17 protein-coding genes and 1 tRNA gene are annotated in these 24,165 nt (G+C 40.0%); 7 read left to right on the forward strand and 11 right to left on the reverse strand.

Features of this window, described 5'->3' with window-relative positions; translation table 11 throughout:
- Nucleotides 1-29: 29 nt before the first annotated feature.
- Nucleotides 30-2,207: a peptidase domain-containing ABC transporter gene (locus tag WC743_RS25735; RefSeq protein WP_373016426.1), complete on the forward strand. Its 2,178-nt coding sequence runs from the start codon at nucleotides 30-32 to the stop codon at nucleotides 2,205-2,207.
- Nucleotides 2,208-2,292: 85 nt separating this feature from the next.
- A complete protein-coding gene (locus WC743_RS25740; RefSeq protein ID WP_373016427.1) occupies nucleotides 2,293-3,594 on the forward strand; it encodes an HlyD family secretion protein in 1,302 nt (433 codons plus the stop codon).
- A gap of 14 nt (nucleotides 3,595-3,608) precedes the next feature.
- On the opposite strand, the gene WC743_RS25745 is transcribed toward WC743_RS25740, so the two are convergent.
- Together WC743_RS25745 and WC743_RS25750 are read right to left on the reverse strand one after the other, a co-directional pair.
- On the reverse strand, nucleotides 3,609-4,670 hold the full coding sequence (locus tag WC743_RS25745) for a glycoside hydrolase family 130 protein (protein WP_373016428.1): 1,062 nt from the start codon (nucleotides 4,668-4,670) through the stop codon (nucleotides 3,609-3,611).
- A 56-nt stretch (nucleotides 4,671-4,726) separates the two neighbouring features.
- On the reverse strand, nucleotides 4,727-7,096 hold the full coding sequence (locus WC743_RS25750; protein ID WP_373016429.1) for an ATP-binding protein: 2,370 nt from the start codon (nucleotides 7,094-7,096) through the stop codon (nucleotides 4,727-4,729).
- A 146-nt stretch (nucleotides 7,097-7,242) separates the two neighbouring features.
- Here WC743_RS25750 and WC743_RS25755 point away from each other — a divergent pair, with 146 nt between their 5' ends.
- A complete protein-coding gene (locus WC743_RS25755; RefSeq protein WP_373016430.1) occupies nucleotides 7,243-8,223 on the forward strand; it encodes a sugar phosphate isomerase/epimerase family protein in 981 nt (326 codons plus the stop codon).
- A gap of 221 nt (nucleotides 8,224-8,444) precedes the next feature.
- Here the strand turns inward: WC743_RS25755 and WC743_RS25760 are convergent, their stop codons facing one another.
- Nucleotides 8,445-11,894 carry a DEAD/DEAH box helicase gene (locus tag WC743_RS25760; RefSeq protein ID WP_373016431.1) on the reverse strand — a complete coding sequence of 1,150 codons (3,450 nt, stop codon included), beginning with the start codon at nucleotides 11,892-11,894 and terminating at the stop codon, nucleotides 8,445-8,447.
- 111 nt (nucleotides 11,895-12,005) lie between these two features.
- On the opposite strand from WC743_RS25760, the gene WC743_RS25765 reads away from it, so the two are divergent.
- Entirely contained in the window at nucleotides 12,006-14,210 is a 2,205-nt protein-coding gene (locus tag WC743_RS25765) for an alpha-galactosidase (protein WP_373016432.1), read from the forward strand.
- 542 nt (nucleotides 14,211-14,752) lie between these two features.
- A complete protein-coding gene (locus WC743_RS25770; protein WP_373016433.1) occupies nucleotides 14,753-15,850 on the forward strand; it encodes a glycosyl hydrolase in 1,098 nt (365 codons plus the stop codon).
- A gap of 120 nt (nucleotides 15,851-15,970) precedes the next feature.
- On the opposite strand, the gene WC743_RS25775 is transcribed toward WC743_RS25770, so the two are convergent.
- From WC743_RS25775 to WC743_RS25805, 7 genes are all read right to left on the reverse strand, one after another.
- Complete coding sequence (locus WC743_RS25775) at nucleotides 15,971-16,672, reverse strand: hypothetical protein (RefSeq protein WP_373016434.1); 702 nt, start codon at nucleotides 16,670-16,672, stop codon at nucleotides 15,971-15,973.
- 66 nt (nucleotides 16,673-16,738) lie between these two features.
- The gene (locus WC743_RS25780) at nucleotides 16,739-17,431 is read right to left on the reverse strand and encodes a hypothetical protein (RefSeq protein WP_373016435.1); all 693 of its coding nucleotides are present in this window, start codon (nucleotides 17,429-17,431) and stop codon (nucleotides 16,739-16,741) included.
- Nucleotides 17,432-17,440: 9 nt separating this feature from the next.
- On the reverse strand, nucleotides 17,441-17,803 hold the full coding sequence (locus tag WC743_RS25785) for a hypothetical protein (RefSeq protein ID WP_373016436.1): 363 nt from the start codon (nucleotides 17,801-17,803) through the stop codon (nucleotides 17,441-17,443).
- 12 nt (nucleotides 17,804-17,815) lie between these two features.
- Nucleotides 17,816-18,484, reverse strand: a complete 669-nt coding sequence (locus WC743_RS25790; protein WP_373016437.1) for a hypothetical protein — start codon at nucleotides 18,482-18,484, stop codon at nucleotides 17,816-17,818.
- A 6-nt stretch (nucleotides 18,485-18,490) separates the two neighbouring features.
- A complete protein-coding gene (locus WC743_RS25795; protein WP_373016438.1) occupies nucleotides 18,491-19,324 on the reverse strand; it encodes a hypothetical protein in 834 nt (277 codons plus the stop codon).
- Between the two features lie 4 nt (nucleotides 19,325-19,328).
- Nucleotides 19,329-19,889: a hypothetical protein gene (locus WC743_RS25800; protein WP_373016439.1), complete on the reverse strand. Its 561-nt coding sequence runs from the start codon at nucleotides 19,887-19,889 to the stop codon at nucleotides 19,329-19,331.
- A gap of 13 nt (nucleotides 19,890-19,902) precedes the next feature.
- Nucleotides 19,903-20,298 (reverse strand): hypothetical protein, encoded by a 396-nt coding sequence (locus WC743_RS25805; protein ID WP_373016440.1) that lies wholly within the window; start codon nucleotides 20,296-20,298, stop codon nucleotides 19,903-19,905.
- Nucleotides 20,299-20,817: 519 nt separating this feature from the next.
- On the opposite strand from WC743_RS25805, the gene WC743_RS25810 reads away from it, so the two are divergent.
- Complete coding sequence (locus tag WC743_RS25810; protein ID WP_373016441.1) at nucleotides 20,818-23,244, forward strand: ABC transporter permease; 2,427 nt, start codon at nucleotides 20,818-20,820, stop codon at nucleotides 23,242-23,244.
- A 94-nt stretch (nucleotides 23,245-23,338) separates the two neighbouring features.
- Here WC743_RS25810 and WC743_RS25815 read toward each other — a convergent pair whose 3' ends face one another.
- The gene (locus WC743_RS25815) at nucleotides 23,339-23,803 is read right to left on the reverse strand and encodes a DoxX family protein (RefSeq protein WP_373016442.1); all 465 of its coding nucleotides are present in this window, start codon (nucleotides 23,801-23,803) and stop codon (nucleotides 23,339-23,341) included.
- A gap of 266 nt (nucleotides 23,804-24,069) precedes the next feature.
- Between WC743_RS25815 and WC743_RS25820 the strand changes: the two genes are divergently transcribed.
- A tRNA-Lys gene (locus WC743_RS25820) sits at nucleotides 24,070-24,142 on the forward strand.
- The last annotated feature ends 23 nt before the right edge of the window (nucleotides 24,143-24,165 follow it).

Below are 24,165 nucleotides of genomic sequence, written 5' to 3' on the forward strand. Positions count from 1 at the left end.
AGATTTACATTTAGTATTCAACCTTACCTATGTCCTTCACCTTTTATAAACAACCCGATCAAATGGACTGCGGCCCAACCTGTTTACGCATGGTGGCCAAACATTTCGGCCGCAATATAAAGCTGCAAACTTTAAGGGAACTGTGCGAAATAAACCGTGAGGGGGTTTCCCTTTTGGGAATTAGTGACGCTGCCGAAAAGGTTGGTTTCCGCTCATTAGGCGCCAAGTTAAGTGTAGCTGATTTAAAGGAAGCCGAACTGCCTTGTATATTACACTGGCGCCAGAACCATTTTGTGGTGCTTTACAAGATCAGTAACAACAAATATTACATTGCCGACCCGGGTAATGGCCTGGTTACCTTAACCGAAGCTGAGTTTAGCAAGAACTGGCTGTCTGATGCGGAAAATAAAGAGGGTATTGCTTTACTACTGAGCCCAACCCCGCACTTTTATGAACAGGAAGATGAAAAAGGCAGTGAAGTAAGCTGGAGCTTTTTACTGCGTTATTTGATCACCTACCGGCAGTTGGTTATCCAGTTGCTTTTTGGGCTGGGCATAGGTACGCTGCTGCAACTGGTAACGCCGTTCCTTACACAGTCTGTAGTTGATATTGGTATCAATACCCGTAACCTCAACTTTATATATATTGTTATTATCGCCCAGGCCGCGTTGATCATTGGCAGGGTGAGTGTGGAGTTTATCCGCTCATGGATCCTGCTGCATATCAGTACCAGGGTAAATATATCTATCCTTACAGATTTCCTCATAAAGCTTATGAAGCTGCCTATCAGCTTCTTTGATACCAAAATGACGGGCGATATTATGCAGCGGATGAATGACCAGCGCCGCATAGAGACCTTTTTAACAGGATCAACCCTTAGCACGCTATTCTCCATGTTCAACCTTATAGTGTTTTCGATAGTATTAGCCTATTACAACACCACTATATTTTTTGTTTACGTAGTAAGCAGTACTTTATACATTGGCTGGATACTGGCCTTTTTAAAACGCAGGCGCGAGCTTAATTATAAAAGCTTTGAGATCTCCTCAAAAAACCAAAGCAGCATAGTACAACTGGTTAGCGGGATGCAGGAAATAAAGCTGAATAACTGCGAACAGCAAAAACGCTGGGAATGGGAACACCTGCAGGCAAGGCTGTTTAAGTTCAATGTAAAAAACCTGGCACTGAGCCAGTATCAGCAGGGCGGCTCAACGTTTATTAACGAAACCACCAATTTACTCATTACCTTTTTAAGCGCCAAGGCGGTAATAGACGGACAGCTTACCCTGGGAGCGATGATAGCGGTGCAATATATTATAGGCCAGCTTAACAGCCCCATACAGCAGTTTTTAACCTTTATCCAGGGCTTCCAGGATGCCAAGATCAGTTTGGAACGCTTGAACGAGATCCACCAGATGGCTGATGAGGAACCTGTGGATAAAGAATTTAGCCATACATTGCCGCATAACTTAAGTATCAGCCTTAATAATCTTACATTCCGCTATCCGGGCGCAGGTAACGAGCCGGTTTTGCAAAACATTAACCTCAGTATCCCGCAGGGAAAAACCACCGCTATAGTTGGCATGAGCGGTAGCGGTAAAACCACCATATTAAAATTGCTGCTCCGCTTTTATGAGCCCGAAAAAGGCGACATCAGAATAGGGGAGCAGTCACTCACCAATATTGGTTTTAAAACATGGCGGGGGCACTGTGGTGTGGTAATGCAGGATGGTTTTATATTTTCGGATTCTATAGAGCGCAACATTTCTGTTGGAGACGATTATCCTGACAAAGACAAACTGCGCCATGCTATAAAAGTGGCCAACATACAGGATTTTATTGACGGCCTGCCGTTGGGGTTAAAAACCAAAATAGGCGCCGAGGGTAATGGCATAAGCCAGGGGCAGCGGCAACGTTTACTGATAGCAAGGGCAGTTTACAAGAACCCCGAGTACATATTTTTTGATGAGGCCACCAATGCGCTCGATGCCAATAACGAGCGGGTGATAATGGATAATATGAAGGAGTTTTTTACCGGCCGAACGGTAGTTATTGTGGCGCACCGTTTAAGTACTGTTAGCCATGCCGATAATATTATTTTGCTGGACAAGGGCCATATTATTGAGCAGGGAACGCACAAGCAGCTTACCTCGCTTAAAGGAGAGTACTATAAACTGGTTAAGAACCAACTGGAACTGGGAATGTAACCTGATATCGGATTTACGATTTACGATTTCGGATTTAGCTTTTGATGTATGGTGTTTAAAGTTTAAGATTAGAATTTAATAAATTATGCCCATAATATATTCAGATAGAAGCGCGGAAGTCAGGCATACAGATGATATGCAGGATATTATTACGTCGGTGCCATCATGGTTGTTGCGGTGGGGTATAACGCTGTTCTTTTTTGTGCTGGTAATGCTGTTGAGTTTATCGGCATTTATAAAATACCCCGATATAGTAAAAACGCAGCTGAAGATTACTTCGCCAAATATGCCTAAACAGGTAGTGCCCAAAATTACCGGTAAACTGGTAAAGCTATTGGTTAATAATAATGATGAAGTAAAGCCGGGGCAGGCGCTGGCCTATATTGAAAGTACCGCCAGCCATGATAAGGTTTTGCTGTTGTTAACCAGGCTTAAGCAAATGCAAAAACAGGTGGGCCTAAACCAGCCGATAGATAAATCATTTTTTAATAACGCTGATAATAATGAACTGGGCGAATTGCAGGCTTCATACCAGTCGTTTTCGCAGGCTTATCTTACCTACAAATCATCTGTAGAGGATGGGTTTTTGCTGAAAAAGCGTGCTTACCTGCAAAAGGACGTATCTGCCTTGAGCCAGCAAGCCAGTCAGTTGCAATCAGAGAAAGTACTGCAGCAGCGCGATTTTAAACTGGCCGAAGAAGAATATAGCATGCATAAAAAACTGGAGCAACAAAAAGTAGAGACCCCTGCAGAGTTAAGGCAGCAGGAGAGTAAATACCTGTCTCGTAAAGCGCCCATGCTACAAACCGATGCGGCTCTGATCAATGCCAGCACCAATTCCCTCGCCAAGCAAAAAGAAATTATGGAACTGGATAACCAGGTGCAGGAAGAGAAAGCAAAATTTTCACAGTCCCTTAACAGTCTCATAAGCCAGGCCGAAGATTGGAGAACAAAATATGTACTATCCGCTTCACAGGCAGGCAGGATAACTTATGCAGGCATAATCCAGGAGAACCAGGTGGTTACCGTTGGTCAGGATGTGTTTTATGTAAATGCGGGCAATGAACAGTTCTTTGGAGAAATGAGCATCCCGCAGGATAATTTGGGCAAGGTTAAAAAAGGGCAGGAGGTGCTGATCAAATTAAAAAGTTACCCATTTGAAGAGTATGGTATGCTAAGGGGCCGGATCTCCTACCTGTCTGACGTGCCTTATCGCGACAGTATATTTATATCCAAGGTAACTTTCCGGTCAAAAATGTCATCAGACCTTAAAAAGCCTGTTCACTTAAAGCAGGGTATGATGGCCGATGCCGAGATCATCACCCAGGATGCTACCATTTTGCAAAGGCTAACCCGCAATGTTATAAAAGCCATGAACAGTAAATAAAAAGCCATTGTTAATTAACTTATTATCCCCATTGCTGCAAATATTTCTTTAATGGATAGATGCGCTCCGCATACAAACTCGTCGGCGGCGCCGTAGTACATGGTTATGGTATCGCCATCGGCTTCAACAATATGGCCGTTGGTAAACACTACATGGCCAAAAAAACCGCTCACCTCGTAAGGTTCAATTGGTTCCATAATGGCATGTTCGGTACGGGCAATTACTTTTGATGGATCATTAAGGTCCAGCAAAAATGCCCCCAGGCAGTAGCGGTGCTCTTTAGTGGCGCCATGATAAATTTCAAGCCAGCCCTTTTCTGTTTTTATGGGTGCCGTACCCGCGCCAACGCGGCCGCTATCCCAATAACCTTCGCGGGTTTTAACAATACATTTGTGGTTGCCCCAGTGTATGCCATTAGGTGATTCGGCCAGCCATATGTAGTTGCCGCCAATATCTACACTGCTTGGGCGGTGCAGCATATAATAAAGCCCGTTTATTTTCTCCTCAAAAATGGCTACGTCTTTATTATGTGGCGGCAGTATCATCCCGTGCGATTCAAAGGTTTTCCAATTAATAGTAGTGCGCATGCCAACACCCACACCACTATCAGATACGGCCGTGAATGTTAAATAGAATTTGCCTTCTAAAAAGGTAACCCGGCAATCTTCAATGCCAAAAGTTTGCAAAGCGCCCGTGCCAAATAGTTTTGAATAACCTTCAGGTTCGTAAAATTTAATTCCATCATCACTGCAAAGCAAACGCAGGTGTGAAAGCGTAGTAAGGTAATCTACACCCCGGTATCGTACCACACGGGCATCAGTGGCTATCAGGTCGGCATCATTCAGGGCTATTTCCATTATTTGGGTTTCGCCGGTAGCGGTAAGGATAGGGAAGGATACATGTATATCAGATTGCTGCGGCCTTTCGGCAACCCTCACCAGCAACCAGGTTTTATTATCAAACTTAAACACACCGGGGTTGAGCAGACAGGCAATATGCAAGCCCTCGCGGGTTGCTGTCAGATCTTTTGGCGATAATAATGGATTTTGCGGAAAACGCCTGGCTATATCACTCATAAAACATATGCTGATTGATATTACTAACAATACCGCCGGCAAATGGTTGTATCAAATTAGCTTTTGGATATATGGTGCAGTACTTTCTGGTATAACTCATCAGGTAAAAAGGGTTTTACCACAATATCATTTATACCGGTTTGTTTTACCTGTTCTTCAATTTCTTTAGGCAGGTTAGCAGTAAGTGCTACTATAGGTATGGTTACACCGTTAGCACGCATGGTCCTGGCTGCTTCATAGCCATCCATAACCGGCATATGCAGGTCCATTAATATTAAGTGGTGCCTGGTGATATCGAGCTTGTTTATAGCTTCTAATCCGTTTACTGCAACATCAATATTGGCCCCCCAGCGTTGCAGAAATGTTTGGGCCACCATTACATTTATCGGGTTATCTTCAACCAGTAAAATATTTACACCTGTAAAAGGTTTGCCCTCATTTTGAGTGTTTACGTGTTGGCCTTGCTGACCTGGTGTTTTGCTGCTTTTTATAAAAGTTTGATCGAAATAAAAGGTAGATCCCTTGCCTTCCTCACTTATTAAATGGAGGGTTGAATTTTGCAGCTCTAAGATGCGTTTACTAATGGACAAACCTAAACCCGTACCGCCAAAACCCCGTGAAGTGGAAGAATCTGCCTGGGTAAACCGCTCAAATATCAGTTCCTGATTGGCTTTTGATATACCAATGCCTGTATCACTTACTTTTATGCTGAGTGTTGTATTTTTTTCGGTTTGCTCTTTTACGTTTATTTCGACCTCTACCGCCCCCTTTTGGGTAAACTTAATAGCGTTATGCACCAGATTGGTTATTACCTGCGATATTCTTATTGGGTCGCCCAGTATTTTGTTTTTCAGATCAGCATCAACTGTTAGTTTCAGGCCGATACCTTTATCATCTGCGGAGCTTCGCAAACTGTTGATCACATTGCGTGCGATACCGGCAATATCAGTTTCAACCTGCTCAAAGGTGATTTTGCCTGCCTCTATTTTATTATAATCTAAAATATCGTTAACTATCCCCAATAAGTTGTTGGCCGAAAATATCATTATATCCAACTGCTCCATCTGGTCTTTACGCGGGTTGTTCTTTAACAATAAATAGCTCATCCCTATAACCGAGTTAAGCGGTGTGCGTATCTCGTGGCTCATGGTGCTTAAAAATTCGCTTTTGGCAATAAGGCCTTGTTCTGCCTGTTCACGCGCTTTTTTTAATACAAAGGATACCCGGTGAGACAATACCAGTGATTGCAAAAAGAAAAAGCTTACATACCCGGCAAAACTTAAAAATTGCAGTTGTGGAATAAAGCCCCAATAGTGGAATAATGATATAGCAAATACGCACATTAGCGATATGGAACTATATAATGCGTATACAGAGCCCGGCCGCCTTTTTTTGTAAGCGATGATGTACACATAGGGCACATAAAGCAAACAGTATATTGTAATTACTAAAAATGGATTAATAAGCTGCGTGAAATATAATGGAGGCAGCAATAACGACATAACAGCAAAAAGTAGACAGATCAAACAGATTATTCTTATGATCAATTTGTTTATGTCTTCTGGCCACAGGTAGCGGGTATACAATCCAAACAAACCAATACCCATAAATAGGCTCATATACTCTAACCTGATAGTTATATACCAGCTCACATCAGGCAGTATGGTATGCAGTACATAATTATCTGTACCCATTATACGATAGCAATATACTATTGAGTATAAAGAGAAAAGTAAAATTGCCTTATCGCGGTTCCCAAACAAATAAAGGCCCAAAAAGAACAAGCCGCCCATAAATAAGCATCCTGTAAGCAGCAGGTCTACAGCTTCGCCGCGCCGCCTGTTTAATACCATTATATCCTTTTGCTGTATTGTCAAAGGGCTTCTGATACCGCCTTTACTGTGTACAAAATTAGAGATCTGTAAAACCAGGTTCAGCGTATCTGTACCTTCCGGAATATCAAAAGCCCGGTATGCCCAGTAAGGAACAAACCCTTTTTTGGTTGTGCTAACTGTGCCATTTTCTGCCACTTGCTTACCATTTAAAAATAAGCGATAGGCTGAATACAGATCAGGCATGCTGGCGCGCAGTGGCTTGGTATTCTTGGGTAGCAATATGGTTAGTTTGTATGAAGCGTAACCAAAGGCAGGCAGCTTTTTCCCGTTTCTGATATGATTACTCCATAGGGCCGGGAAATCTATCAGTTCGCCTTTAATGGTTGTGTTTTTTTGCGGATCTATCAGCTGGTGCCAGTAAAACTCCCATTGGCCACTTAGCTCAATAGCATCAGTAAGAGATTGTTTACGAAGATCAATAACACCATTTTTGGCAATAGGTTGGGGTGGGTTATAAGATGCAGAGCCCCAAGCTGTAATACTGCAGAGCAAAAGTAACATTACAGCATAAAAGGACTGTTTAATCTTCATTAAATGTGAGTGGTTCAATTAGAGGTCAGGCCAAATATAATTAATCCACAGTACAATCAGATCAAGTTTAGACTTATAATAAACTGACAAATTAAAATGCCTTCACAAATGTTTTTATAGTACTTTTATTAATAATAAATCAGTTTATGAGCCATTCAATCAGTCGTAAAAAATTCATCGCATCGTCGGTTTTAGCTGCCATTTCATTGCAGTCGGGTTTAAACGCTTTTGCATCACAACCAGCTGTAAATAATACTACCAATGAACCATTACCCGCTACCGCGATGAAGATTTGCATTTTTAGTAAATGTATGCATTGGCTAAATTATGATGATATGGCTGCGATGGCCGCTGAGATTGGTTTTGATGGAATAGATTTAACGGTAAGGCCCGGTGGCCATGTTTTACCTGAACGTGTAACTCAGGACCTGCCCAAAGCTGTAGCCGCTATTGAAAAAGCCGGACTAAAAGTATACATGATCACCACTAATATTAAAAGTGCCGATGAAACCTATACTGCCGACATATTAAAAACAGCCGCAGGTTTAGGCATTAAGTATTACCGCACAGCCTGGTATGATTATGATCAATCAGTTGATATTCCTACAAATTTAGAATTGATCAGGAAGCGATTAGCCGGTTTGGTTGCATTGAATAAACAGTATAATATGCATGGTGCATATCAAAACCACGCAGGGCAATACTTTGGCGCATCTATATGGGATCTGTGGCTGGTATTAAAAGACCTTGACCCGGCTTATATAAGTTGCCAATACGATATAAGGCATGCAACAGTTGAAGGGCCCGATACCTGGAGTACAAGCCTTAACGTGTTACACAAGCATATAAAAACCATAGCTATAAAAGATTTTTCCTGGGCGCCAAACGGCACTAAATGGCAGGCCAAAACGGTACCGCTGGGTGGCGGTATTGTTAACTACGATAAGTATTTGAGTATGATAAAGCAGTACCAAATAAGCGGGCCTGCAAGTATGCATTTTGAATATGCATTAGGCGGGGCAGAGGATGGAGCGAAAACAATAACCATCTCGCCTGCTGTGTTTAAAGCAGCTATAAAAAAAGATCTGGATACATTTAAAGAGATGCTGAAAGCGAGGGGAATGTAATTGAGGCGGCCTGCTTCTGTCGCTTGGCTCCAGCCGGGTGACGGTTATTAGGCGGCGTCCCGCCGCAGTGTTTGAGCAGTTATTTAGGAGGCGGCCGGAGGCCTTATAATAGTTGCCACCCGGCAGGAGCCGAGCGGCGGCAATTGCTTTGACCGGGCAGGAGCTGAGCGGCTATAACCACCGCGCTGTCGCTTGGTTCCAGCCGTGCGGCTGCTATTGCTTTATCCAAGCATATTTAACAGGTCGGTTTTTGAAAGGGATTGGAGGAATGATGCATCCGTTTTAATGAGATTATTTACCAGCTCTTTTTTAGAATCCTGCATTAGCATAATTTTTTCCTCCACCGTATCCGGACAGATCAATCTTACGGCTACCACGTTTTTGTTTTGCCCAATACGGTGTGAGCGGTCAATAGCCTGGTTCTCAACAGCAGGGTTCCACCAGGGATCAACAATGTAAACATAATCTGCCTCTGTTAAATTTAACCCTGTACCACCAGCTTTGGTGCTGATAAGGAAAACCCTGATAGACGTATTATTTTGAAATTCGTTTACAATTGCCTCCCGGTTACGGGTGCTGCCGGTAAGCATGCTATAAGCTATCCCTTTGGCAATTAATTCTTTTTTGATGAGTTCAAGCATCGATACAAACTGCGAGAAGATCAGGATCTTATGCTGTGGCGATTTACCCTCTATCTGCTCAATCAACAGGTCAATTTTAGCCGATTCGCTGCCCGGTGGTTTCTCGCCTGTCAATAACATAGGCGAATTACAGATCTGCCTTAGCCTGGTTAAGCCTTTCAGCACATTCATTGGCGTTTTTTTCAGCACGTCATCTGTTGTGGCCGAAATATATTCCCTAAACTCTTTCTCGTAAGCATTATAGATATTACGCTGTTGTTCCTGCATTTCGCAGTACAATACCATTTCGGTTTTGTCTGGTAGTTCTGCCGCTACCTGCTGTTTGGTTCGCCTCAGGATAAACGGTTTTACCTTGTTCTGCAATTCAGCCGCCCGTTTGTTGCTTTTGAATTTATCAATAGGTACCGAATAAATATCCCTGAAATACTGCCGTGTACCCAGTAGGCCCGGGCATGCAAAGGACAGCTGGCCATACAGGTCGAAGGTATTATTCTCAACAGGGGTACCTGTTATTACAATTTTGTTGCGCGATTTTAATAACCGTACCGACTTGTATCGTTGCGAATCGGGATTTTTAATATTCTGCGACTCATCCAAAAAAACATAATTGAACTGATAAGCCTTTATAAAATTAATATCGGCAAGCAGTGTGCCGTAGGAGGTAAGAATTATCTCGTAGTTACGAAAGCTATCGGTGTTTTTTATCCGGTCGGCACCGTAAATGGTATGGATCCGGATGGATGGCGCAAACTTTTGAACCTCTTGCTGCCAGTTAAAAATAAGCGAGGTAGGCACCACTAACAGGTTAGTGTTATGGGTAACCTTATTACGTTGCGATAATATAAAAGCGATGATCTGCATGGTTTTACCCAGGCCCATGTCATCTGCCAGGCAGCCGCCAAAGTTAAAATCATCTAAAAAATTAAGCCAGTTTAGCCCCTGCTGCTGGTAAGGGCGCAGGATAGCTTTTAAATCGGCCGGTACGGTAACATCTTTAACCGATTCAAAATTCGCGAACTTTTCACGGTAGCTGCCAATCTCTTTTCTTACTTCCTCATCCAGCACTTCATCATCGTACAGTTCTGCAATGGTGGCATAGTTGGTTTTTGGGGTACGTAAAATACTATCATCCACAATCTCGCCGGAGTTGAAGTATTTGGTGAACTTTTCAATCCAGTCGGCAGGTAAAATGCCTAAAGTACCATCATCCAACTGCACGTATTTGCTCTTATTGCGCACAGCCTTGTACACCTGTTTTAAAGCGGCTTTTTTGCGCCCGTAACGCACATTAATATCCGAGTTGAACCAGTTAATACCGCTCAATACCCGTATAGTGATATTTACTTTGTTGGGGTTAAGCTTATTACCCTCTAACTCGTTAAAACCTAATATAGTTATGCCATTACGCTGCCATTCGTCAAATACATCTAAAAACCAGTCTTCATTTAAAAAATGCCTTTTGTGCAGGTAAAAGTAGTACAGGTCGTCTTCCAGTTGCTCTAAAAAATCAGCATGTTGTTTTACCAGTAAAGCTGTAAATTCCAGTTCGGCTTCATCATTACGCTGTACTAAAAATTCTTTTCCTTTTTTGTCGATGCTGTAGATCTGCCTTTTGGTACGCACGGAGATCTCGGTTTCGCCATAGCGCATTACGGGGATGATCATTACATGGCTCCCAAAATCCGACAGGTATATTATCCTTTCCGTTTCGGCAGTAAAACCCTGCTGCTCCAATTGCGCAGGGGTAGCGGGCTTAATATGCTTATAATCAATACTTATCTTGTCCTCTAACTGCGTTAACAGCTGCGTTTTAAACTCTTTGAATTTAGATTGATGGATAAGCAAATTATCCGGTCGCTTTCTTAAAATATCAATAAGGCCTAAAGTCTGCAGGTTATCTGCCAGGTAAAGGGTATTGTTTAGCAAAATAAAGTAGGTGAACCTGATGCTCAGATCTTTTAAAGCATAGCTTATATTACCTATTTTTAAGTTGCCTGCCAGTTCATAAAATTGTCCTTTTGTATTTACCGCAAGGTTAATAGCAGGAGGGAGCAGGCTAACTTTAACGGGCACAACAGAGTTGGCGGTGATATTTTCAGATACTTCGCTATTATGGTAATAAAACCGGTAACCCAGCGGATTCTTTACGATAGCCCGCAAAGCTGTCAGATCAGCCTCGGAACGTTTGGAGTTTAAATGATTTTGAAACTTGTTGATGCCTGTATAAAATTTCAACTGCTGGTGATCGTCCGTTTCCCATATCATATCCAGTGGATCTATAGCAGACAGTGGGTTCTTTATTTTACCATCCTTAGTGGTTTGTGCCGAATACAGGTCAATAAACAGATATTTATAGTATTTATGCTGTTTTAAAACCACGCAGGTTACCCTTTCGGTATCGTTAACCGGTTGATTAAAAGGAATTAAGGCAGCAGGGGCAACCTGCTGGTTAAGATCAAACAGGCTTTCTTTGGTAACCGGTATGAGTGACGGCAAAGCAGGGGTGATGGTTACCCTTTTATTTTCGTGGATGACATTGAAAAAGCTGTCAAGGTCGGGCTCGTTCTCCAGGCCATAATCCAGTGCTGCTTTCTTGAGTTTTTGGTGACGAACTTTCGCATTAAAGAAAATGTTAAGGTCATCCCGTTTTATAATGGCCGCAAGTACCAGCGCCTCATGTTCGCATAGCTTGCCGGGCATAGCATTGCAACTACAGGAAAGCATTAGTTGGCCGGCGTGATGTACCACGGTTACCTCCGGGAAATTGATGTTGCTATACGCATGTGTAAATGTTCCCTGGTTAAGTTCTAAAAAACGGGGAATAATGTGCTGGTAGGATGTCGCATCGAAATAGATCCCTACCGAAGCATATTGCGCAACGGTAACCTCGGTAATATTTTCGAAAGGAATATCCTTTAAAATAAAAGTATGGTTTGAAGGATTGCCGGTTTCGTTACTCACTAAATGTACTCCTGCTGATGCTCTGCTAATATCCGCACAATAATGCAAAAATCTGTTTGTATTTTCCATAAATCCATATCTTTTCGACATGGACCCGTATCTTTTTTAGTCTATTTTGTTCATATTTGGGGTTAAACCAATTTACCGAGATACAAACCACAACCATAAACTTTATTAACCATGAAGATAATTATACCCGGGTACAAATTAACTGTATTATGCACCGCCGGCATCTTGCTGAGTGCGGTAATTTTAAAAGCACAAACGGTTATACCTGTAGAAACTAGTGATAATGCGATGGTTTTAGAGGTGGCTAAAAACAAAGACCTCAACATTATTTACTTCGGTAAAAAACTTAATAATACGCAGGAATACAGTCAGATACCTGGAGTATATAAACAAGTAGAAGATTATACTAATTCGTTAAATTCGGCTTATACCCCGGCGGGTTCACGTAATTTGGTTGAGCCTGCAATTTCAGTTACCCATGCCGATGGCAACAACTCACTCGATCTGAAATATGTAAGCCATGACGTTAAAAAGATCAGTGATGATGTATCGCTGTTAAGCGTTGTACTAAAAGATCCGGCGTATAATTTCGAGGTAACTCTTTATTACAAAGCTTATTATAAAAGCGATGTGGTAGAGCAATGGAGCGTTATTAAACATCAGGAAAAAGGTAATGTTACTTTGCAGAAATTCGCCTCGGCCAATTTGCATATCAAGGCTAAAGTTTTTTGGCTAAACCAGTACCATGGCGACTGGGCCAAAGAGATGCAACCGGAGGAAAGTAAACTTACCCACGGCATTAAAACGCTTGATACTAAGCTTGGTACGCGTGCTAATCTGTTCCAGCCATCGGTATTTATGATATCTTTAGATAAACCTGCTACCGAGGATGAAGGCAGCGTACTATATGGTGGATTGGAGTGGAGCGGTAATTTCCGTACCGACCTGGAGCTTGACCCACAGGACAATTTAAGGATCATATCTGGCATCAATAATTATGCTTCGCCTTATGTACTTAAACCTAATGAAGAGTTTGCCACACCTGCTTTTTGGTACACCTTTAGCGATCATGGTAAAGGTGATGCCAGTAGAAAATTACAAAGCTGGGCGCGCGATTATAAGATATTAGATGGTAAAGGCTCAAGGGTTACTTTGTTAAATAACTGGGAATCAACTTATTTTAATTTTAATGAAAGTAAACTTGCCGAGCTTTTAAAAGATACAAAGAAACTGGGGGTAGACCTTTTTTTGCTGGATGATGGATGGTTTGCCAATAAATACCCGCGTAACAGCGACCATACCGGCCTGGGCGATTGGGAAGAAAACAAACAAAAATTACCCAATGGCATTGCATCACTGGTAAAGGAAGCGCAGCAAAACGAAGTGAAATTTGGTATTTGGGTGGAGCCTGAAATGGTTAGCCCTAAAAGCGAATTATACGAAAAACACCCCGACTGGGTGATTAAACAACCTAAACGCGAAGAATATTATTACCGGAACCAACTAGTACTTGACCTGAGCAACCCCAAGGTACAGGATTTTGTATATGGTATTATTGACAATCTGTTCACTAAGAACCCCGCACTTGCTTATATTAAATGGGATTGTAACGCGGTGATTTACAATGCTTACTCAACTCATTTAGGAAAAAGCCAGTCGCAGTTTTATGTGGAATATGTGCGTGGCCTATATAAAGTACTTGAGCGTATAAGAGCAAAATATCCAACTGTACCTATGATGCTATGCTCTGGCGGTGGTGGCAGGGTAGACTATGCTGCCTTACAATACTTTACCGAATTTTGGCCAAGTGACAATACCGACCCGCTTGAACGCATTTTTATGCAGTGGGAGTACTCGTATTTCTACCCGGCTATAACCAGCTCAAACCACGTTACGGATTGGGGCAAACAACCTATTAAATACCGTACAGACGTAGCTATGATGGGTAAACTGGGCTTTGATATTGTGGTGAGCAAACTAAGCGGCACCGACCTTCAATTTTGCCAGGATGCCATAAAAAGCTATAACTCATTTAAGCAACTTGTATGGCATGGCAACCAATATCGTTTAGCTAACCCACGCGAAGGTAGTGTGGCAGCTATAATGTACATGGATGAGGCTAAATCATCAGGCATTATCTTTAATTACCTTGTAAATAACCGGTATGATGAAAAAAGCAGGGCCCCAATACCATTAAAGGGATTGGATACAGCTAAAAAATATCAGGTAAAGGAAATTGATCTGTATCCGGGCAGCAAAACAAGCATTGATAGCAGCAAAATTTACACTGGCGATTTTCTGATGAAGATAGGCTTTAACCCACAAGTGCATTCAGGCAGAACAAGCGTTGTGCTAAAAATTGATGAAGTGAAATAGTACTAAAGCCTTCTCCTAAGCCCATTTCAGCAAGGAAACATCTATAAAGAGTGTTTTCCTTGCTGTTTTAGTTTAAATAAAGGGATAAACAAGTTTTAAACAATTAATATTGATTGAAACCACTACGTCCTTTTATATTCCACTCGTCTGTTTTGAGTTTGGACCTTGCCAAATATTCAAGTTTTCATCCTTTATTCGTGCTTACACAGATTTGAGGTAAAACAACTGCTTATTATCGAGCAATTGTTTACCGAAGTACTGGCACGATACAAACTATTTGATAAAATGTTGAAAAAAAATGCTGCAAAATATTCAAAGCTCTTTAATCCGTACACAACTTAAATAAAATGTGCTGATGTGTGGTTCTAAGTCGTTTGTTTTGAGTCGTTTAAATTTTAATACTTTTTTAATAAAATGGGTTTTTTGTTGAAATAAAAGATGCTTTATATGTAATAATTTAAATTAATTTGATTTTTTCTTATCATTTTATGCAACATTCTCGCTACAACTCTCGTTAGAGGACAAACTATTAATAAAAAAGCATGAATAAAAACTACCTCAAAAAGCCGCTGATGCTCATGAGTATCCTCGGTGTGACTCTTTTCTCTTGTTCAAAACAAGCAAACCCAGACCCGGAACCAGAACCAGTAGTGATGTCTACCCCAGCAGAATCTACTGATTTATTATTAGCCACTACCTCTCCATCCTCCGCCCTGGCTGGAACTGGCTTAATGTTGGGCATTAACGGGCACATGGGTGATGCGCCTTATCTGGCAACAACACCTGCAAAACAAATCCTGGCATTAAGGAATAGAGGAATGAAATGGTATAGGCTAAACATTCAAACTAAATCTGACGGTACTGCATCTTCATCAACCTTATTAGAAGCCCTGCAATCAGCTGCTACTAGTGGGGGCGTAAAGATCTTGCCAATGCTCTACTTGCGCACACTTAATTTTGGTGATAGCGAATCAACATCTTATGAAAAAGGAAAAACCCTGGGTGCTAACTTTGCGGCTAAATATGGCAAGTATTTCTCCTATTATAATCTTGGAAATGATTTGGAGCTGCCATTATTATACTCAAATAAAACCGGACAAAACTCAAGTGATTATAAGCAAACCGAATTTAAAGCAACAGCCGCCTACTTAAAAGGTATGGATGCTGGTATAAAATCAAAAGATTTGGATGCAAAAACTATGATTTCGGCAGGTTGGTTACATTATGGCTTCTTAAAAATGTGCGAGTCATATGGTGTGAAGTTTGATGTTGTAGGCTACAATTGGTATTCTGACATGGAAGCACCCGCTGCAAAATCCCCATATTTTATACCTGATATAACTACTAAATTGAGCACTTTATTTCCAGCTAAAGATATTTGGTTTACTGAATTCAATTTTAGGTATAAATCTACCAGTTCAACAAGTCAAAATGAGAGCGATCAAAATGCATTTGTTACTAAATTTGTTGCAAAATGTAAAGCTAATCCACGAGTTAAAGTAGCTATGGTTTATGAATTATTTGATGAGCCATATAAAAGTACTCAGGAAAAAAGTTACGGCATTTTAAAATGGAAAACCCAATATACAACTTGGACAAACAAAGTTTTGTCTAGTACTTTTATGTCAAGTGCAAATTAATATAACAACATAGTGTTGGGTATTATACCAATACTTTTAAAAACGCCAGGCAATTGCCTGGCGTTTTTTATTATTATCAGGTTGCTGTACAGATAATTAATTATAAATTTACGTTCTGTGTCAACGATTATTTAGTTCTTCAGCTAGTTTTTCTCGCGCCTGAAGTAATTGATCTAATGAGTAATTCGATTCCAGGTTAAACTGTTTGGAGGCTATTTCATCAAGATATTGACCTTCTTTACCTTTGAAATTTGTTGACATGAATTTTTCTACAGCAACTACAACCTGCACTACCTGATCTACAATTTTATCATAAAAATCGGCTGCTTTATCAACGTCAATAACTACCTGTCTCTCAAAATCAGGGTTATTAAGTGTTTGTTCTTCGCGTTTTATCTTTAACGCTAAATCTATCATATCTAAATGAGCTTGGTTAAGACGCACGCTGTTGTTATCTGCATCTTTTACCGGTTGAACACTTCTCTCTTTTTTGAGGTTTTCAGTTAATGCCTGTCGCTGCTCAACCAGGTTCTCTAAGGAGTAATTAGCTTTACTGAGTATGTAATCGTTAAGTTTAACAATGTCATCAAGCATCCGGTTAGTGCTTTGTACCCTGTCATCCCATATAAATACCAACTTCGGGTCCGGCCCAAGTACTACATCATCTGTATTAGTAACATTTACATAAACACTCCCTGCATTTCTTACATCAGTTTGAAAGATATCTTTCTTAAGATATTGTTCAATGCCTTGATCCAGTAGTGCCAATTTTAATTTTGACCTTGAAAAATCATCAGCGGGCTTTTTTTCTTCAGCTTCCATAGTTGTGTTTGGGTTTATGCATTATTCATGGAATAACACCAATATTAGAATTTAAAGTACTTGCTATTATAATTCAGCTTTTAGCTTGGCGGCAATTTCCTCTCGTGATTTTAACAGCTCTTCGAGTGAGTAAGAAGAAGGGTTATCTGTAGCAGATTTGAGGATTTGATCCATATTCACCTTCATTCCTTTTATATCTGTAGAGACCCATCTTGTTACTCCCATCACATAATTAACAGCCTTTTCCACAATTTCATCATAGAATTGAACGTTATCATTTATTGAAACGATCACATCTTGTTCTAACTCGTCCGGAAGCCGCAAATCTTTTTTCTTTATTTTCAGGGCAATGTCTATCAAATCCAAATGTTGTTGCGTTAACTTAAACTGCTTTGGTTGTTGTTCGTGTGCTAAACTAATCTTATCCTGTACAATTTTTCGGTTTGCCAGATCGTTACGGTATTTAATAAGTTCGTCAAGAGAGTAGTTGGTTTTTTCTAACACACTTTCATTCAATTCAGCCATTCCTTCAAAAAAATCACGCGCATTTGCCTGCCTTAGCATTGTGATTGCTATGCGAAATATATCGGCTGTAGCGTCAGTAAGGGATGCTTTTTTATCACCTTCATTGACAAATACGTTATCATGTACAGCAGCAGCATCTTTAATTTTAGAGCGAAGCTCAATGCTTTTATCAAGTAAAGCCAACTGTAGTTCGGTATATGATAACTCGTTTGGGGAGGGCTGTTTACTATCCATAATTTAAACTTATTTTTTTTGTGCGTTATACATATCTGTTAATTTTTGGTGTGCATCAATTAATTGTTGTAATGAATGCCTGTTATTATCTAAAAATTCCTTTTCAATTATATTATCCATAGCCAGCGAACCACCAATAGCTTGCTTTATCCGGTTAAGCAGATCTACAACACTTTTTATAAAAACATCAACCATATCAATCTCGGGAGATAGCGCGTCAAACTCATTTAAAGGGATTAAAACCTCATTTGCCGGTGATTTCTTTAACCCATCATTTTGGCGATATCTTGTCAGTTCAAGCGCGGCATTAATTAAATCCAGGTCGGCCTTACTTAATTTGATATCTTGCCTTTTTGCTTTATTACTTTTCATATTTATTACCTGTTACTTAAGTTGCCTGGCAATTTCGTTGCGTAATGCTATAAGCTCCTCCAATGATTCATTGCTTTTTAGATTTCCGTTTATTAGTTTTTGTAAAACAATAGCTTCGCGCGACATTTCAGCACCAGACTTATAAGCTTTATAAAATTCCCAAGCCCTTGCAACGGCTGGTACAACAAAAAACATATCATCTGAGTCGAATACCCTGGCTTCTGGTTCATTTTTTAATATTCCATGTTTGTTCTTTTCAAACTGGGCTAACTTAATTCCAAAATCAAGCATGTTGAGGTCGAGCGAAGTAAGCTTTACACTACTGTCATCCAGTCGCTTATAGCTGAATTTACTTTCTGTAACCGTACGTTCAGTAACTTGCGCCTGCATTTCAGTTACAATCTCTTTGCGCATTTTAACAAGGTCTGCTAATGATAGGCCGGCACGCTCTAAAAGAGTAGTATTAAGCAAAGCCGTCTGTTCGGCAAGGTCAGTCGGGTTTTGTCCGCCTAACTTCCACTCTTCTTTCACCTCTTTATTACCAGATATCTTAATTGCTAAATTTTCTTCGCCGGGGTTTGGTGTGGATTTAGCGGTTAACGGATCTTTTTTCAAAAAAAGATTAATGCCTCTATCCAGTAAAGCCAATTGTAAGCCATATGTGTTGTTTTCTGATTTCATATGCATTTATAATTGGTGAATGGAAGCAGCTGTATAAATAATTGCGGGGTAAGTGGCAACAAAAATCCAGAGAAATGAATTTAACCCCATAACAATAGCATTTACAAAATGGAAAATAATGCCAAGAGTTAAAATACTTAACAGAACAGGCCAGGGGCTTATCAAACAAACAGCAAAAGAGCTTTCGAACAATATAGCCGACCAGGAGAGCGTGTAACTAAGTGCCCGGTTCTTTGATAAAAAACTTGCCACATTTAAACTACCGTGAGAAGCCGTATTAAATATTTCAAATGTAGCATATCCGCTTCTCCATTTAGGCGACACAAGCTTGGCGACACCCGCAGCAGTATAGGATAAACAGGATTGCGCAGCTAAAAAAAAGAGGCTTATTTGAGCCATATAGCCGTGGTTCATAAATATACCCCCACCTGTTAACAGGCAAATGGAGATGATCAGGCTCATCTGATCTGACCCTTCGCCACCATATACCTGCCTGGAATGCATAATAATAAGCGTGGCTACAATTATCACAACGCAGATTGTAAATTGTAAGCTATTTATTGGAGTGAAAAGAATGGCGATTAATGCAATAATGCGTATAATAAGCGTAGTTAAAACGCCGCCGTAACTAAACAGACCGGAAATAGCAGGCCTGATATTAGAAGACAGGTACCTTTGATGTTCAAACCGAAGAATTTTCCATGGAAACGCCCCTACATCACTAAATTCCTTTCTGATGAAAAGAAATTCAAGTGAGGAGATAAGTTGTCCGATTGAAAAAATGCTTACAATAACTATGTATGCGTTTTCAATATTACTTAAAAACAAAATTAAGCTCATGATCTTACATTTTTATGGAATGATAAGATGATCGTATAATTAGATCCGGATTGGTTTTTCTGATATAGCCATCGCTTTTAACTATCGCGAATTGCCTGTACTTAGAGTTTTCTTCTGCAGCCACTTCGTTTCCATTACAAACGAGATTTAACAAAAGCATGTACGGAACTGTAAGGCATAAATGGTTATAGGAAACCGGCTCTTCATTTTTACTTTTTTCTTTGATTTTTCTGGATAAACGGGCGATATGGTTTACGCAATCCATTAAAAGTTTATTCTTCCGTTTATGAGGGTTCCACAACCAATCCAGCTGGCCCCGGTAATTAGTAACAGAGATCTCATGCCAGGAACCTATCGAACCATCGGTTAACTGATCCCGGTAGATCAGATGGTAGTCTGATGTGCCGGGATTTGGTGCAAAGAATGTCCAATTGGGTATAATGCCAACTACATCGTACGATTTTATCTTTTCGACCAATTCATGCCTAAATTGGAATTGCCATGCAATTGAAATAACAAACCACAGCCCATAAAATCCAATAAGTAGATACTGAATCCAGTCCATTGTAGATGTTTTATTATTGTCCCATTATTAAAGCTTTGTTAAGTTGATTTCTCATATCAACAAGTTGATCCAATGAAAGCCCTTCTTTAATATCGGCGTTAATTAAACGGCTCACAATTGAATAGTCGCGTGATAACTCAACCCCTGACTTATATGCTTTGTAGGCTTCCCATGCCAGTGCGGCGGCAGCTAATCCAACTTCTACCCACACAGCTTCTCCTTGCCCGGGTTGTACGTAAACGCCCTGTTCCGCTTCTATAACCTTATCCAGCCCCTCTCGTTGGATCCTGCTTTCGTGCTGAATTATTTTCAGACCGAAATCAATGAAATCAAGATCAATTTGAGTTAAACGAGTACCTTCTGCAGCCGCGGCTTTTGCGGTTGGTTGGTTGTAAAGTCTCTGTGCCATAATTAATAAGTTAAGATTGGTTTAAAATATAAGTTAGAATACAAGATTTTAATACTGTTTACGAATGATACCCAAAGGGCTGGTTTAATTTGGTTTACCTGTGAGTTGATTTTTCAATTATTCAACAAGACGAATCTACATATCATATAGATTAAATTATTTCCTAATAAGAAAGTGTATACTGCATTGTGCTAATTGCTCTTAAAGTGTAAATTAGATCAGTAATGAGCCATTTCCTCAGATTATAATAAGTATTAGAATAAAATGCAGAAACATGATAGAGATGTTATAAACTATATTATAAAATAAAAGTTAAATATTAACCAAAAGTTACTATTTTGTAATTGCTTTAGTAAACTGTATCATTACCGAACACCTGTTGTTACAACTACGGACGGTTAAATCAAGTGTAAATTATATTAAGTTATTGAATATCATTTAATTAGCTACATGGCACGTATTTATAGTGTTATTAATTATAGTCCTGGCTGTATAATTAAATATTCAATAAACATCGTTATGATAAAGAATTATTTACGCAGTGCTTTTCGCAACATAAGCAAGCACAAGTTTATCTCATTTATCAACATTTCTGGCTTAACTATAGGTCTCACTTGTTGTTTGCTAATTCTTACTTATATTATTAAGGAGGTAAGCTATGATAAGTTTAACACTAATGCCAAAGATATTTACCGGGTAACCCGCAGTTTTAATAGCGCCGATGGTGCTGTAAATTTACACCTGGGTGCGGTAGCGCCGCCATTTGGGCCGTTGCTTAAAAATGAATTTCCTGACATTAAAAAAGTAACCCGTGTGTATCCAAACAGTGGTGTAACCTTACGATATAAAGAAAAGCTGTTTAACGAAAAAGGGAGCTGCTTTGCCGATGAAAATTTCTTTGATTTTTTCACCGTGAAAACTGTTAAAGGTAATCCCAAAACTGCTCTTAAAGATCCTTTTTGTGTTATGCTGACCGAGGATTTAGCGCGTAAGTATTTTGGAGATGACGACCCAATGAATAAGGAAATAAGATTTGGGAACCAGTTTAACTTTAAGGTGACGGGTATTTACAAGGCACTCCCCGCAAACTCGCAGTTACATCCGCAAATGCTTATGTCATTTAATACATTGAATGATACTACTGTTTATGGCAAAAAGAACCTGGAAACCAATTGGGGGAATAATTCTTTTTATACCTACCTGATGTTTCCGCCAAATTATAATGTGGCACATGTGGTATCACAATTTCCTGCTTTTTTAAATAAGTATATGCCGCCCAATGGTGATGGCAGTACTAACAAACCCTCTGATGGTACTAAGCTAAGCCTGCAGCGCCTATTGGATATTCACCTTCACTCACACCTTGATAGCGAGATAGAAGATAACGGCGACATTAAACGGGTTTATATATTCTCGGCTATTGCCCTGTTTATCCTATTGATAGCCTGTATCAATTACATGAACCTTTCTACGGCCAGGTCTACCTTAAGGGCTAAAGAAATAGGTATTAGAAAAGTTATCGGTGCACAGCAAAAAGAGATTATTGTACAGTTTTTAGGCGAGTCTGTTTTTATCACCTATCTTTCGTTGGTACTTGCATTTTTGTTAACCGCACTATCACTGCCGGCTATTAACAAGGTATCAGAGTTGGGCCTGTCAATAAATTCTCTATTACAGCCGGTAATATTATTGCCTGTACTGATATTGCCTTTTATAATAGGCATTATCAGTGGTATATATCCGGCTATTTTTATGTCGTCATTTAATCCTTCAAAGGTTTTAAAGGGGATGTTAAAAGTAGGCGGGGGAGGTGTTTCATTTCGTAAAGTGCTTGTGGTTACACAATTCTCTGTTTCAATAATATTAATTGTGGCAACCACCATTGTTTTTCAACAACTACAGTACATACAGAAAAAGTCCCTGGGTTTTAATAAAGATCATATCATAACAATTGGTGAAGTATCTGCCAATATGTTCGAATCATTTAAGACTGATCTGTTAAAAAACCCTGAAATAAAGAATATGGGGCGTTCTTCACGTCTTCCATCAGGCAGGTTATTGGATGATCAGGGTATCTCGGTTTTTGAAAGTGGTGCATCGCTGCCTGTTAAGGCCGATGTTAAATATATTAATGCCGATTATGGTTTTATACCTACCTACGGTATAAGAATGGCTGCCGGCCGTAACTTTAGCCGTGATTTTGGAACCGACAGTAATAATTACATCATTAATACTGCAGCAGTTAAAGTGTTGGGTTGGAAAACCCCTGATAATGCCATTGGCCGCAATATAATTTATGGCGGTGTTACAGGGAAAGTTGTGGGAGTGATAAATGATTTTCATTTCGAATCACTGCATCAGAACATTATACCGCTTTTAATGCGCATGCCTGCCTTTGCCAACAGTAATTATGGCAGGGTTTCTATAAAAGTTGATGGCCACAATGTTAAGGCCGCAATAAGCACTATAGAGCAGGTCTGGAAAAAATATCAACCCGAAACACCTTTTGAATACACCTTTCTTGACGAACGTTTCCAGAAACTTTATAATGCCGAACAGCAACAGGCTCAACTCTTTACCATTTTTTCGTGCATAGCTATTTTTATTGCTTGCCTGGGTTTATTTGGTTTGTCGGCATTTACTATTTCGCAGCGTGTTAAAGAAATAGGTGTACGTAAAGTACTTGGCGCCAGCGTACAACAAATTGTAACAGAGCTGTCGAAAGATTTTTTGAAACTGGTAATAATTGCCGCTGTAATTGCCCTGCCGATAGCCTGGTATGCCATGAACAAGTGGCTGCTTGATTTTGCTTTCCGCATTAACATACAGTGGTGGGTACTGGCAATGGCGGGTATTGTTGCCGTTATTATCGCCTTTTTAACCATTAGTTACCAATCGATAAAAGCTGCGTTGGCCAACCCGGTTAAAAGCCTAAGAAGTGAATAAAACCACTATAAAAAAGCCTCTCAGCATTAGCTGAAAGGCTTTTTTGGGTATACTCCCTTTGAAAAATGCTATGTTTTATATCACAAATTGTTAACTATGGATACCTCTGATGACGATTATTGTTTTCACGTACCCAGCTATCCGCAGAGAAAGACCCTGAACCAACTATCCAAATTAATACCAACATTAAAAAGACAATAATTGACAGCCATAATTCTGAATTAAGGAAAGACAGGCCCTTAGTAATATTTACAAAAAATATTGCGCCCAGTAAAATAGGCATTTGAATAACTACAGCCAAACGGGTAAGTAAACCCATAAAGATAAGCATACCACCTATAACATGCGCAAAGGCCACAATATGTATAAGCACAACTGCCATAAGTCCCGAAAAGTCAAAGCTACTATTTCGAAATATCCAGTCTTGCTGTACATTTGTGCTACTGATAAAAATAATGCCCTTGGTGAAAATTATTAATCCAAGAATAATTCGAATTATATCAAGCCATTTAGGATGATGAAGATCACCCCAATGTTCTATTCTGCGAACCATGTTCATGATGCCCTCCTTTTTAATGTTTGTAATTGGTTAATATGAAGTTACTAATAAAAACAATAAAAAATCCAATTTGTGTTGCAGCAATTTTGAATGCCTGTAAAAACAGGTAAAACTCACCTGGAAATTCTTCCCGACGAAGATAAATTTAACCCCAGGTGCATTCAGCCAGAATAAGCGTGGTGCTAAAATTGATGAAGTAAAATAGCCTAAAAATGGTCTTTTACACTTCAAATAATTTTCGTTTCTTTGCCATCCCACAAAACAATGACTTGGTAGCTCAGCCGGTAGAGCAACTGACTCTTAATCAGTGGGTCGAGAGTTCGATCCTCTCCCAGGTCACCTTTGAAGCCTTTCAGCGTAAG

Origin of the sequence: Mucilaginibacter sp. (assembly GCF_041660805.1) — a bacterium.
Lineage (GTDB): Bacteria > Bacteroidota > Bacteroidia > Sphingobacteriales > Sphingobacteriaceae > Mucilaginibacter.